At 40.6% G+C, this 13,996-nt stretch carries 14 protein-coding genes; 11 read left to right on the top strand and 3 right to left on the bottom strand.

What is annotated here, in order from left to right; translation table 11 throughout:
* Positions 1-16 precede the first annotated feature (16 nt).
* A complete protein-coding gene (locus ASD24_RS16910; RefSeq protein ID WP_056697861.1) occupies positions 17-1,171 on the top strand; it encodes a hypothetical protein in 1,155 nt (384 codons plus the stop codon).
* A gap of 205 nt (positions 1,172-1,376) precedes the next feature.
* Here ASD24_RS16910 and ASD24_RS16905 read toward each other — a convergent pair whose 3' ends face one another.
* Both ASD24_RS16905 and ASD24_RS16900 read right to left on the bottom strand, forming a co-directional pair.
* The gene (locus ASD24_RS16905) at positions 1,377-2,069 is read right to left on the bottom strand and encodes a YkyB family protein (protein ID WP_056697859.1); all 693 of its coding nucleotides are present in this window, start codon (positions 2,067-2,069) and stop codon (positions 1,377-1,379) included.
* A gap of 18 nt (positions 2,070-2,087) precedes the next feature.
* Positions 2,088-2,801 (bottom strand): hypothetical protein, encoded by a 714-nt coding sequence (locus ASD24_RS16900; protein ID WP_056697857.1) that lies wholly within the window; start codon positions 2,799-2,801, stop codon positions 2,088-2,090.
* A gap of 223 nt (positions 2,802-3,024) precedes the next feature.
* On the opposite strand from ASD24_RS16900, the gene ASD24_RS16895 reads away from it, so the two are divergent.
* The 3 genes from ASD24_RS16895 (at position 3,025) to ASD24_RS16885 (ending at position 4,785) form a co-directional block, all read left to right on the top strand.
* The gene (locus ASD24_RS16895) at positions 3,025-3,468 is read left to right on the top strand and encodes a hypothetical protein (RefSeq protein ID WP_056697854.1); all 444 of its coding nucleotides are present in this window, start codon (positions 3,025-3,027) and stop codon (positions 3,466-3,468) included.
* Between the two features lie 459 nt (positions 3,469-3,927).
* Entirely contained in the window at positions 3,928-4,455 is a 528-nt protein-coding gene (locus tag ASD24_RS16890) for a hypothetical protein (RefSeq protein WP_056697851.1), read from the top strand.
* A 108-nt stretch (positions 4,456-4,563) separates the two neighbouring features.
* Positions 4,564-4,785 (top strand): hypothetical protein, encoded by a 222-nt coding sequence (locus tag ASD24_RS16885; protein WP_056697849.1) that lies wholly within the window; start codon positions 4,564-4,566, stop codon positions 4,783-4,785.
* 149 nt (positions 4,786-4,934) lie between these two features.
* On the opposite strand, the gene ASD24_RS16880 is transcribed toward ASD24_RS16885, so the two are convergent.
* The gene (locus ASD24_RS16880) at positions 4,935-5,279 is read right to left on the bottom strand and encodes a helix-turn-helix domain-containing protein (protein ID WP_056697845.1); all 345 of its coding nucleotides are present in this window, start codon (positions 5,277-5,279) and stop codon (positions 4,935-4,937) included.
* A 321-nt stretch (positions 5,280-5,600) separates the two neighbouring features.
* Here ASD24_RS16880 and ASD24_RS16870 point away from each other — a divergent pair, with 321 nt between their 5' ends.
* From ASD24_RS16870 to ASD24_RS16845, 7 genes are all read left to right on the top strand, one after another.
* On the top strand, positions 5,601-9,401 hold the full coding sequence (locus ASD24_RS16870) for a S8 family serine peptidase (RefSeq protein WP_056697839.1): 3,801 nt from the start codon (positions 5,601-5,603) through the stop codon (positions 9,399-9,401).
* Positions 9,402-9,464: 63 nt separating this feature from the next.
* The gene (locus ASD24_RS16865) at positions 9,465-10,103 is read left to right on the top strand and encodes an S-layer homology domain-containing protein (RefSeq protein ID WP_056697836.1); all 639 of its coding nucleotides are present in this window, start codon (positions 9,465-9,467) and stop codon (positions 10,101-10,103) included.
* Between the two features lie 42 nt (positions 10,104-10,145).
* On the top strand, positions 10,146-11,774 hold the full coding sequence (locus ASD24_RS16860; protein WP_156395480.1) for an S-layer homology domain-containing protein: 1,629 nt from the start codon (positions 10,146-10,148) through the stop codon (positions 11,772-11,774).
* A gap of 277 nt (positions 11,775-12,051) precedes the next feature.
* The gene (locus tag ASD24_RS30360; RefSeq protein ID WP_156395479.1) at positions 12,052-12,219 is read left to right on the top strand and encodes a hypothetical protein; all 168 of its coding nucleotides are present in this window, start codon (positions 12,052-12,054) and stop codon (positions 12,217-12,219) included.
* A complete protein-coding gene (locus tag ASD24_RS16855) occupies positions 12,219-12,431 on the top strand; it encodes a YgiT-type zinc finger protein (RefSeq protein ID WP_056697829.1) in 213 nt (70 codons plus the stop codon). The genes ASD24_RS30360 and ASD24_RS16855 overlap by 1 nt, the downstream gene beginning before the upstream one ends.
* A 15-nt stretch (positions 12,432-12,446) precedes the next feature.
* Positions 12,447-12,857 carry a hypothetical protein gene (locus ASD24_RS16850; RefSeq protein WP_056697827.1) on the top strand — a complete coding sequence of 137 codons (411 nt, stop codon included), beginning with the start codon at positions 12,447-12,449 and terminating at the stop codon, positions 12,855-12,857.
* Positions 12,858-13,027: 170 nt separating this feature from the next.
* Positions 13,028-13,939, top strand: a complete 912-nt coding sequence (locus tag ASD24_RS16845) for a copper amine oxidase N-terminal domain-containing protein (RefSeq protein ID WP_056697824.1) — start codon at positions 13,028-13,030, stop codon at positions 13,937-13,939.
* Positions 13,940-13,996: the final 57 nt, after the last annotated feature.

The following is a 13,996-nucleotide window of genomic DNA, read 5'->3' as shown; positions in this document are numbered from 1 at the left end:
AGGAGGAAACGAAATAATGACTATATCAAATGCTAATAAACAAGCAGTTTGCGAGAAATATAGAATCTATCTCGAGATTATATATAGCTTTGGAAACAAAGTCATGTTGATGAAGCAATTGTATCACTATGCTCAAATGATGGGCATAGCAAAAAGCTACTCAGCTTTTTACAGCTCCATAATAGAACTTGTAGATGCCGATATTTTTAGAAAAGAGTCGTTTAACGCTTTCGGTAAGAAGACTCAGCTTCAAATGCTTGTGATGCGAAAATATGGCATTCGATTTTTAGAGGAAAAGCCAGACAGCTACAGCGTTGCATCGGTCAAGAAAGCTATGGGTAACGAAAGGATTTTGGTCAGCATTTTTAAAAACCAATACATCCTCAATAAAATCATTCCTCGTATCCAAAAGGAGGATACGAGGGTAACGCTTAGAGCAATAAATGATCTGTTGGAACGCGACCACAGTACAATTTTGCATAACAAGAATCAGGGGCTGTCCTTTTTGGAAAAAATGAAAAATGAAGCAACTCTACAAAAGTATTTAGATATGCTTTCGGTTGAGCAAGATATCGATAAAATGCAGAAAATCAAGCAGAGAATGGGACAGGGATTGAGGAAAGGATCGAAAGCATCGGACGGGAAAGGGAGGGGGCGACTCTATCTTCCTGAAGTGTCCTCAATGAATCGCATTGATAACATTGCTAAGCGAAGCCAGGATTTAAGCAAGGAAGAGAAGATTGATAATTATACAATTGATACAATGCTCGCGTTCAATGCGTATGTCGCACAGATCAGGATCGACAAGGGGCAGGTTAAAATCACGGTACTCATTTTCGACATTTTTAACAGATCAAATGTATATAAGGTAGCCACACATATCGCTTGTATGCATCATATGTTCACCTGTTATTTCCAGGATGAGATTGAGCTGAAGGTTGGTGTCGTATCCATTGATGGGTATGCCTCAAATCATCTAAAGACACAAGCTGAATCGGCAACTATCGACTTTGTTTCAAAAGAGCGTAGGGATTCGCGACTATCTCATATTTTGGAGAAATGGCATGTTGATCGATTGATGAAAGGACGGATTGAGGTGCATTTTGTTGATTATAACATCACAGATGAGTTTCTCGACGGCATTAAGCATGCTAATCTTGTAAGGCGTTAATGGTATTAATCAAATAAACAGATAGGATAAAGGTTCGCTCTATGCGAACTTTTTGTGCGTTGATAAGAATAATTTGCATATGTAGTATGCATGACGTGTGAACTGTTCACAACGGTTAAGCACATGAGCTTAACTTTTACATAACAATTCATGAAAAAAACCTCTCTTTCAAGGAGAGGCTTTTACACTGCTTTCAGACGATAACTTATTCAGTAGATTTGAAATCATTAAATGATTGCTTTCGATCCTTCAGGTATTTATTCAACAACTCCACCGCTTGTTCAAATTTGATATTTGTTTTTCTTGTTTGTTCGGCGGATATTTTATCGATTTCACCTAAGAATTCAAGATTTTTGACTTGTTTTTTCGACGCTGGAAGATGGAAGGTATAATCAGCCACAGCTATCAATAGTAGATGAATTTTTTTAACCTGTTTCGTATCCATCCATTCGATGTTGTGAATATGATATCCAACGATCTCTGCCACTCCTTTGGCGATACAACTTTTCAGCACCCTGTCTTTTAGGGCATACAAGTTGTTTTGCCGTGTCTTAGATCTGCCGACGATATCATGGTTGCCCATAAAGTAGTTTGATTCTTTGGTATCTCTACTTTTCTTTGCCGACTTGTTGATTACGTACAACGATTCCGCAATCGTCTCAGGTGCTATTTCGATGCTGTCAATATTGATTATTCTTCTTTTTATTGGACGTGTCATCGAAATATCATATAAATCAAATTCTCGCATAGCACCGTGTTGGCGTACTTTTATCGTTGCCTGGAAGTCGGATTCGTCGAGTGGTTTCAATCCAAGCTCTTTTAATTGGGTTTTCGTCTTCAAATGCTCAGGAACTTGTGACCAACGGGAAAATCTTTGTTTTTCAATTGCCGCAATCATTGTACTCATCCCCTTAGCTTAATTGATGCGATCAGTGAGATATGCCACCGTTGATTCGATGGGATATCCCAAAATTAATCCTGTCAGTACGTCATCAAATGTTTTCTTGCTCGGACTTCCGTAGTCAAATCCTTCGAGGTACCACACCAATTCCAAGTTTCCATGGTTCAGAATAATCTCCTCATGGTCTTTGCTTAGAAGATCGTAGCCGAGTTTTTTACTAAAGAGCTGGTATGATTCAATCAATTTGTTCAGATCGAAATGATCCCTCATCTTGCCTTTGTTTGCCACGCCGATTTCATACTGAAAGTTCGGATGACTGTTATCGGACACTTTCCATACCAAATCAGTCTGCTTCACTTTATGAAGAGTTTCTTCCAATTCTTCTGATGTTAATGGCCAAAAGCCAGTTGGTTTCAATCCAGTCCTAATGGCATCAAATAGGCGATCATAGGTGTCAGTTCGCTCTCCGTTTGGAAACCTGATTGAATATCCGCCACAAAAGAACAAATTGTGCCAACGGACCATAGGAGAATAAAACGGGATATTCGAAACCTTGGGATATTTATACCTCAGCATGGAGTGTCCATTACCCATGACCACCATATCAGAAGTTTCTTTGTAATCTCTCCGATAGAAACCAGAAAGTCCAATTCCCTGCTCATTCCGATATTTCCCCTGAATTTCAGAGCTATTTGAAACCCATCCTTCAACAGCAGTTAATGTCTTCACGCCATACCAGACCCCTTTTAAATGTTTATTTTTACTTTTCGAATTTGCTTTTGCCCTATTAAACGATGAATATGGCATTCGGTTGCACCTGTCCCAAAAAAAGTCTTTGTTTTTCCACTTTAATGTAAATGAAGAAAGCCATCCCCTTATTTTTATTTCATGCTGATATAATAGCAATAATGGGTCAGGCTGATTCGGCAGAGGGAAAGTGGGAGGGAAGGTAATGGATGGCGTACAAAAGATTCGTGACACAATAGCTGGCTATGAGAAATTGCTCAAAATCATTGAGGATAATACAGACAAAGATAGTATCTGTAGATTGACGAAAAAAGAAATAACTAAGTTATATGGGTTGTCATATACAGGAACATGCAAGAAGTTAGGATTCCTGCTGAGATACGGACTCTTGAAGGTAATCAACGGAGGATTTTTACTAACCGAGAAGAACGTGGTTCAAGATACGCCACTGTCACTGTTACCGAAGATTTTAGTGTTAATGGCTAACAAACCTGAAGTGTATGACAGTTTCAAGAAACAAGCAGAACTGTTATCTGTTTCGATGGAGGATGTCCAGACGGCATGGGGATTTTATTCGTACTTCTTCGGATCGAAGTATCCGCGAGAAGAAGATCTAATACAATTAAAAGAAATTCTCACACTCAGTTGACTTGGGAGAACATCTCTTGCCTCGCGGTAATTGAAAATGATTGTAGCACCGATGGTGCTCTATTGCACGAGACAATGCTATACCGTTTACAAGGTAACGGGTTCCAAATTTTGGTTGACGACCACTGAGTTTAGCTGTACTATTATGCTCAAAACAATATCAAACGAGGTGGAATACGATGTGGGTATTATCAAAATGTCATAAATTAATAGCGTGTATCTCTGAGGGTTAGCCAAAAATAGGCTGACCCTTTTTTAATGCCGTTATGAACGCAACATCATTGAAATAAGGAGTTGGATAGGATGCAATTCATACTCAACAAAATTTTAGAGAAGCTTCATCCAGAACTTGATTACCGAATTGATTGCTGGTCTTTTAATGGTTGTCATCGGCATCGCCTCTGGCTACCTATTCAAAACAATGCTGTTTTAAAATCGCAGTAAGAGGAGGAGTATTAACATGGGACAATATCTGCAAATGGGAATTTGTCATCAAATGCTGATCAGAAAAAAAAAAATTGAGAAAACAACGATTGATAAAATCAAAGGTGAACTTGGCAAATTGGTTGATTTGGAACTCTTTGATTTCGAGGAATCGGAGGAGAATATCTCTTTTATCATCAAAGAATTAGTTGTGCAAGAGCAGTTGCAAATGTTCTTGAGCGAGCAGTTCTCTCTTTATGATCAGAGTTATGCGGAAGATTTTTCTGAACTACTTTTAGAAATTAAAAAAAGGCAATCGTTTGATGAAATTATTGAGCTGGCGAAAGAAAAGGAATTCCGCTTTTTCCAGTACAATAATGTGTACGATAATATAGAGATCTCGCCATGGCAGACGGCTCGGGTAGATACCTCATTGCTTGTGATTTATATTGAAGGCAAATTGCTGATGGAGAGCTATAATAGCTTTCTTCGCTACTTGGAAAATTTGGTGCGTGCCAGCTCCAGTCAAGCCATATCGGGTGCATTTCGAGCTTTCATAGATTGAAAGGGATTAGACTCACTTTTCGTTATGAACTAATGAGACTCTGAGTATATTACATTACAAAGCTTGATCGTTTCATACAAAAAAGAGAAGAAGGAGGGGGGAGAAAATATGTTGAAGAAATGGATGGGAAACAAAGCAGGATACGTCTCGATTGAGACAGTAATCGTTGCTGGTCTGGTTATTGCATTGGGTGCATTTGCGATGCAAGAGTTTTATACTGCGGCACAGAGTATAGTTGAAGCATCTATGGAAAATGTTGAGGATGCAAAATTTGTTTGGTTTCCGCTTAGCAACGGCGCTGGAGATGTCGTTGAAGTTGATGTGCCTTAAAAATGTTCGTCATTTTATTGGAGGTTGAACCGATGACTTGGATAAACACTGAGATAATTAACAGCAAACTGATTTTTGATAGAACACTTAGGCAGCCACGCCTGAGTGTTTTTTAATGTTCGAAAGGTAACAGCATTGATTCGAAGCAGTCAATCCAATTCGGTATTTTGCTTTGCCTGCAAGTCTGCTAACTTGCGAATCTGCTCCAGAGCAAAATCTTGAAATTGAGGTTGCAATTCTTTGAAAATAGCAATCGCCTCATCAAGTTTCTTATTGGATTGCCATTCATTTAAAAACATATCACCTTCACCTGTGGTGAGCCAATTTTCATTAATACCGTACCGTTCACAAATATGCTTCACCATAAGATCCTTTATTTCAACCCTATTATATTCAAGATTTGAAATGACATCTCGGCTGACTCCAAGTCTTTCGCCAAACTCGCGCTGACTCATTTTTAGAGCTTCGCGGATAGCCTTGATTCTGTCGTGCATAGACACACCTCCACTGTTTTAACTACAGGTAGTCTAAATGTACAACACAAAAACTCTACAGTCAACACAATATAAACCCTAAAAAAGAGTTTACAACACAACTAAATAATGGTAGATTGTGTTTATAACACAAATTTGAAAGTGGAGGTGCGTTTTTGACTCCAAAAAATAAGCAGGCAAAAAATATTGCTGAGCTAAACTCGCTTTTTAGCACGCTTGATGACGCAAATCAAGAGTATGCATTGATTTTGTTGCAAACTCTACATTTCTCTCAACAGTATTATGAGAGACAGAACGTAGGGAACACGAAGGAGAGAGAAAATGGGGAAACATAAAGGTATAATCGCTACAACCTTAGCAATATCCCTCCTGCTAAATGCGGGAATAGCACATGCGGGTAGCCAGAATGGAAGCGTGCAAGAAGTTATTATTGTGTACAAAAATGCAGATGGAAAGGAAGCCATAATTGAAGAAAGTGTTGATGTTAAACACGAATTTGAAACGATTCCCGCAGTAGCCGCTAAGGTAACAAATGCTGATTTACGTGAATTGGCGAGTGATCCGAACATTGCGTATATCGAGCGAAATACCACACTCCGAATTACTGGTGGAGATATCAAAGTAACAGCCGTCCCTGCGGAGCAATCGCAATGGAACTTCCAAGCTATTCAACCCACGAAAAGGTGGGATGAAGGCTACACAGGAGCAGGCGTTAAAGTCGCAGTTATTGATACGGGCATTTTCGCGCACGATGAATTAACGATTGCTGGCGGCGTTTCGACCGTAGACTACACGACAAGTTACAACGATGATAGAGGACATGGTACTCATGTTGCTGGTATTATCGCTGCTAAAAGTGGAAATGGCGGTATAGTAGGGGTCGCACCTGACGCTCAAATCTATGCCGTGAAAGCCATAGGAGCAGACGGCGAAGGAACGACACTTGACGTACTTGAAGGGATCGAATGGTCGATTCAGAATGGAATGGATATCATCAACGTTTCGCTTGGGACGGATACAGATTCGTCACTCTTAGAGGAAATGATTAATAATGCCTACAACGCAGGAATTGTCGTTGTTGGTTCAGCAGGAAATAGTCAGGAAGACTCTAATGGAAATCCTATTCCCATTAGTACTCCCACTGTAAATTACCCTGCAAAATACGATAGTGTCATTGCGGTTGCGGCAGTAGACAACTTGAATCAACGTGGAACTTTCTCTTCTGTTGGTGATGAAGTCGAACTTGCGGCTCCAGGTGTTGATGTCATTTCAACATATGTAAAAGCCGATGGCACTGGCGGTTATGGTAAATCAAGCGGTACTTCACAAGCGGCTCCACACGTAGCAGGCATGATTGCTCTGTTGATGCAAAAGTATCCAAACATGAGCAATGTTGAGCTTCGTGAGGAAATTAAAAAATATGCCGTTGATCTGGGAGCACCAGGACGAGATATTGAGTACGGATTTGGTTCGCTGACATTCAACAAGGATGTTGCTCCTCCTGCGAATGTAACGAATCTCGCCGTTGCTGATAAAACCGAAAACAGCATTTCGCTTAGCTGGAAGAATCCACAAGATGCAGATTTCGCAACGAATAATATTTTTGCGAACGATGTAAAAGTTGGTAACACGGACGGTAACACGTTTACGCTGACAGATCTTCAACCGAACACACCATACACGGTTACGGTTAAATCCGTTGATCAGGGTGGAAATGAATCGGAAGGGTCTACTATTACGGAAACAACAGATGCAGATGCTACAGCTCCTGCGGAAGTAAGCAACCTTTCGGTTGTTTCAAAATCCACGACTACAGCGAAAATGACTTGGACGAATCCGATTGACGGAGATTTCGTGCGGGTTAACTTGTACAAAAATGACGTTTTGGTAGATAACACTACACAAAACGAGTATGAATTTACAGGTCTTACTCCAAACACGGTATATGAGTTTGAGTTTAAAACCGAAGACGCATCGGGTAACGAATCTGCTGGTCAAGCAGTGACCGTGACAACAGACTCCGAACCAGTTGTCGATACAACTGCTCCTGCCGAAGTAACGGGAATGACACTCGGCGAAGTTACCACAACATCTGCGGAAGTAACTTGGATTAATCCTGGTGATGCAGATTTTGCGAAAGTTAACCTGTATAAAGACAATGTTTTTGTTGGGGATGTTTCAGGAACACGGTATGTATTTAATGGATTGAATCCAAATACAGTACATGTGTTTACGGCGAAGACAGTGGACATCGCTGGCAATGAATCTGTGGGCAAAGCGGTCACTGTAACAACAAAGGACACTCAACCTGTAGTGGATACAACCCCTCCAGCAGAAGTAAGCAATCTGACGGTTGGAGAAGTGACTACTACGACAGCCGAAATATCTTGGGTTAATCCGAGCGATCCAGACTTCGTTAAATCGAAATTGTATTTGAATGGGACGCTCGTTGGTGAAACACCAGGAACAAGTTATGTATTCAATGGTTTGACCGCGGATACGAACTATGTTCTTCAAGCGAAAACAGTAGATGCTAATGGCAATGAATCGTCTGGTCGTTATGTTATGACGAAAACGAAGCCTGTACCTGATACGACACCTCCAGTTGACAACACGGCACCAGACGAAGTCAGCAACTTTACGGTGGTCGGAGAGACGAATTCTTCCATTGATGTTTCTTGGACAAATCCATTAGATGTAGATTTTGCGAAAGCAAACGTCTACTTAAATGGAACGTTTGTTTCTAACACAACGAACCCGTTCTTCAAATTCGTTGGTCTGACAGATAACACGGATTACACGATCGTTGTGAAAACAGTAGACTTGAATGGTAATGAGTCCATCGGTACTTCAATTGTGGGCAGAACGCAAGCAACACCTGTTGTAACGCCACCAGTTGACACAACGGCTCCTGGCGAGGTTTCAAGTTTGGAAGTTTCTAATGCGACTGTTAACACCATTCGTGTTCGGTGGGTAAATCCAATGGATGCAAATTATGAGAAAGCAAATGTCTACCTCAATGGAACTTTTGTTTCTGACACAACGAACTCGTTCTTCGAATTCGCTGGTCTGACAGAGGATAATGCTTACACTATTGTTGTTAAAACGGTAGATGCAAGCGGAAATGAATCCATCGGCACTTCGATTGTAGGCAGAACGCAAGCAACACCTGTTGTAACGCCTCCAGTAGATCCGCAACCGCCAGTTGATACAACGGCTCCTGCGGAAGTAACGGGATTGATAACGGAAGCTACAAGCCAAACAACGATCACAGCACGTTGGAATAATCCTGAGGACAGTGATTTTGCAAAGGTGAAGCTGTTTGTTAACGGCAACTTTATTGCGGATACTACAAATTCGTCCTACGAGTTTACTGGATTGGTTGCAGATAAACCTTATACCATTGTTGTAAAAACAGTTGATGCAAGTGGCAATGTTTCTGCTGGTGCTACGCTTGATGCAAGAACTCAAGCCGTTCCTGTAGTAACGCCTCCAATTAATCCGACAGATCCAGACGACGATGTTGTAGAGATTCCTACGAATCCAACACCAGCTCCAACTCCAAGTGGCAGTGGTAGCGGCAGTAATACAGTTATCGTAACCCCTGCTCCAGAAAAAGCATCTTCGGTTGATGAAGTGAAAACAGCTCTTGAGAAAGCGAAGGAATCGCTGACTATCGCTGATTTCGTTGGTGCAAAGTCAGCAATTGACTCCATGACTGACATAGAGAAACGTGATGAGTTTCAAAAGGAATTGGAGACACTCAAAAAAGAGCTTAAAGTCAAAGATCTTCCAACGAAAACGGAGCTTCGCACATTTGTTCCAGTTGGTATCAGTTTGCAAGTAGCAATGAAAAGTGAGAACTATAAGTACATTGATGAAGCGTCGATTCAACCAGGTAAAAACGTCTTTGTTTTAAACAGCAAAGGAGAACTGGTTAAAGATGTGAAAGTTCATGTATTGTTCAATCGAATCTTTGTTACTCCTCTGAATGGTAAGTTCGATTCGAAAGAAACGTTCACGATCATTCTCGATACGACAGTGAAGGGCAAAGCGAGCAAAAACTCGAAGGAAAGCTTTGAACTGAAAAACCCACTGATTCTTGAGTTTACGACTCGCTAAACAACAGGGGGAGTTGTTAATGCAACTCCCCTATAATAATAAAGCAGGAAATGGAGCGTACATATGTTTAAAAAGCAGTTTAAGTTCCTCACAATCGCACTATTTATTGTGCTCATCGCAACATCGATTCCACAAAGCGTAGATGCCGCTGAAAAGGTTACGTTCTCGGACATAAAAAAAGGGGCATGGTACGAAGTAACGGTGGATTGGGCAATCTCTAAGGACATGATTAAAGGATACGAAGACGGAACGTTCAAGCCAAACAAGAGCGTAACCGAAGCTGAATTCTTGACGATGATGCTACGTGCGTTTGAACCAACGCTTTCTTCTTCAAAATCGGAGAATTGGGCAGAAGTGTACTACAAACGAGCTAAAGAGCTGAATTATCCAGTAAAAAGCTATACGAACATTGCTTCGAGGAATAAAGTGATCCTCCGCAAACAGGTGGCAGAGTTGATATCCTCGACAGAAGGTGTGAACTTTAGCGGTGAAAATGCAATTCATTATCTTTTGGCTTTTGGTCTTGCCGAAGGTTCCAATCCCAATGAAGTAACGCTTGCAAGTTTTCAGGGAGATAAGGCTTTAACCCGTGCAGAAGCTGTACAGTTTGTTAAGAATTTCGTGGAATATGGCATTGGTGGGCTACTGGAAAGACCGACTGAGCCATCGAATCCAAGCGAATTGCCTCCAATACGTCTTTAACCTACAACGACCATCTACTTTCTTGTTCCGTGGAGCTACCTCTTGCGATTTGGATTATTGCTTAAATCAATTATTTTATTGGGGGATACTATGAAAAGAAAAGCAGTGCCAACCTTGTTGATATTTTCTACTCTATTCATCACGCTCTGTTCACCTGTCTCAGCATCTACCGTCTTCCCAGATGTGGAAAAGCATTGGGGAAAGGAAACAATACAATGGGCATTGGAACACGACATTGCCAAGGGATACGAGGATGGAAGCTTTAAACCAAACAACTTGGTAACAGAAGCGGAGTTTCTCGCTATATTAATTCGAGCCTTTCAACCCGAAATTAAATCCGATGAGAATGGGCAATGGGCGAATAATTACTACAAGTTTGCCGATCAATTGAGCTACCCTAATTCAAAGGAAGGGGATAATCGCACACGCAACCGCGAAATGACTCGGGTCAAGGTTGCTGAACTTATATCAGCTACGCAAGGAGTGCATTATAGGGGAGACGAAGCTGTTAGATACATGCTTGATAGCGGTCTTGCCAAAGGTAGTAATCCTGCTCAATTGTCTGTTGAAGGTTATAGCCCTAAAGGGTATTTAACGCGTGCCGAAGCGGTGCAGTTCATCAAGAACCTGTTAGAGCAAGGAAAGGGGAAGTTATTAAAAAGCCCTCTTAACCCTTCGGATCTGTCCTTTTTGCAATATATTCCTATCACCTCAACTAAGGAATCAAATCTATCTCGTCTGAATGTAAATGGAGATCCAGTGGCATCGATCTTAGGGGAGCCTTTCTATCTGGCAGAAAATATATATATACCCGTTGAACCAATTGTACGTGGCATGGGTGACAAATTCTTCTGGATTAATCAAGCTGAAAGTGGATATATCGAGAAAAACGATGGATCTAAAATCAGTATTTATGAAAATAAGGGCGCAGCACTTATAAACAACAAATCTATCCCCGTATCTAAAAAAATTATTACCGATGGTTCAAATTATAAACCGTATACACCGATGGTGGTCAATAACAAGCTATTTGTTCCTATCGATTTTTTGACTGATGTTTTGGGGTATCCGATTCAAACCTCAGTCAGGGAAGCAATGCCTGTCGTTCATGTAGGAGAACTAAACAAAGAGTCTCAATCCGTAGGCGACTATGAAGCAACACCTATTCCAAAGCCAAAGCCGTTGCCAGATTGGAAGCCTGATCTTCAATTTCTTCCCCCTGCGAATTGGATACCCCCGCAAATTGTATCAGTTGCTACCAACGACCATCGTAGGAACAGTAAAATACTGGATGCAGAACTTGGTTTCACGGACGGACGCTCTTTTAATCCTTATGGGAAGAATGCGTATTCGAACTATCCGCTCTCGGTCATTTACTTGGGCGACAATTCAAGATATATGTATGATATCCAATTCACAAGCTGGTATGGGTCTAAGACGGAAACAAACAATAGTAACAAAATTCCTTATGTCTCGCGCGAACTTTTAAAATTTTTCCTGCCACATGAGCATATGAAGCTGTTTACGATTATGTCGGATGGATTCGATGGTAGAGATGTATCTCAATATCTGAACAAGCCTTTTAAATTGGAAGGTCGCGAGATTAGAATTACAGAGGGTACAGGTCAAAATGGTGCAAGTTGGGTCACTGTTTCAATCGGTAAGAAATAAAGTGAGATTGATGCTCTACAAATAAGATGGTTAATTGGTTTTAATGGAGTTATAAAAGTAACAATATAGAAAAAATGTTTGTTATATACATTTAAAAATAATATAATGTATCTATAACAATCTGTTTGAGATGCCTACAATGATTAACGTGTATTTGCGAAAATAAAACTGTGTCATTTTAAAGCGCTCGGTCAGAAGACGACTGAGCGCTTGATTTATTTAATAGAGTTTGCATCTAAACATTATAGAAATGTATGAGTGAAAGGGAGGGAAAACATTGGACTATCAACAACAATTTATTAAAATCATCGCCGATGAAGAAGAGTGCGTATTTATTATCCCGATTGCCACATTGAAACAAGCGAACATTGCTATTGGAGACAATTGCATAGTCGTTGCTGAGCATAACAAGATAATCATCAGGACAGCGGAGAATGATAGCTGATGAAAACGATATGTGTATGCGGAGGACTGGCTCGGTTGCAATATAAGAACGAGCAAGGGCGAATAAAGGATAAAGTCGTTACAATATACAATGTGCCTGCATACTATTGTGCTGATTGCCAAGAAGCATTTACAACGGGTTCTGATAGCTTGAGATTTGCCCAGAGAGTTAGAAAAGCCGTTGAGTCGGGGGCTGAAGAGCTTGAGTTCTGAAAGGGGAAGAGGAGGATGCAATTTGATCAAGAAGCATTCGGCGAGTATCTGGAGCAAATGTGGGAGCATCTATTTGAGGCAAACCCGCTCAGCCAGATTATAGCCAAGATTAATAATAACCATCGAGCCAGACGCTTTTTTGCTATGTATTTGCTGAAAAATAGAGAGACTTTTTATAGTTATTACCAAATGCGAGAGGAGCTTGGTATCGGCTACATTTTTGATACTGCAATTTCTGCTCTATTTCATGAACGAGAAAAAAAGCCAGTGAAACAAGAGATGATCGATCTTTTGCAAATTAACTTAAATATGGCTAATCAACAAGTGGAGGGCTACTCGTTGAGGGAGTTTGATAAGGATTTGAATTCGTTTTTAGCGTATTGGCGGAAGAGGACTGGTGGATGGGAGCATCTTCATAAAAGTTAAGAACAACTTCACAACTTTTATGCATATATTCAGAACTTGTATGAATGAATGCGTATAAACGGTGTATAACATCTTAAACGGAAGCTCAAACAAGGTTCGACACAAAATCCATATATTGCATGGACTATTCCGTATAAAATTAAGAAAAAAAGAAATTGAAGGGGATTAAAATGAAAAAAATAAAAATTTTCGCATCGTTGCTATCAGCAATACTGTTAATGTCGGCAAGCGTACAGACAAGTTCAGCGGCGGAGACCAAAAACGCATACACGATTGAGGCTAATGGAACGACTCTAACACAACAAATGGTAGTAGATGAAGGGCGGGATAGCCTCAGTGTCCCTATTGCTCCGATAGTCAAAGCAACTGGAGACAGCATTAAATGGAACAATAATACTCAAACGGCTATAATCCGTCAAAAGGATGCTGTTATAGAGATTTCAGCAAACAAAACTACTATAAAGTTAAATGGAAAGAGTGTACCCCTTGTCACCAAAACGATGAATAATGTTATTGTTCCGAGTGGAGAAAAATCATCTATTATAGATGGAAAACTCTACGTTCCATTGGAAGCGGCAAAGACCGTTTTTGGCTATGATATCAAACTGATTGGTGCGGAGACTAAGAAACTGGATTTGTCATATCCTGTGCCATCAGAATGGGTCTTGTCGCAAATGAAATCATCAGCAACAGGCGACTATCAGACAAACAGAAAGATCTTGGAAGACGAGTTGGGATTCCAGCGAGGAATTTGGTATAACCCCTATGGGCAGGATGCATACGAAGGTTTAGGAAAAGTAAGGGTGGGTCTTGCGGAAGGAGCTATCGCTAATATCGATTTTCTTGCTTGGTATGGTGACAAAAATCAGGAGCATGTTAGCAACACTATACCGTATGTCAGCCGCGAACTATTCCGCTTCTATCTGCCGAAAGAATACGATAAGCTCTTTAAGGTTATGAATGATGGATACAGCGGAAAGGATATCTCCAAATACATCAATAAATCTTTTACGCTTGACGGACGCAAAATAACGATCACTGAAAATGAACGGAGTGTTACGGTTAAAATCTCGAAAAAATAAAGAAATTTAACGAGGGAAGAGGCGGACATCCGTCTCTTTTTTTCTTGTATCAAATTA

The sequence above is a fragment of the Paenibacillus sp. Root52 genome, assembly GCF_001426865.1.
Taxonomy (GTDB): Bacteria; Bacillota; Bacilli; order Paenibacillales; family Paenibacillaceae; genus Paenibacillus.
This window is presented reverse-complemented; position numbering and strand designations above follow the sequence as displayed.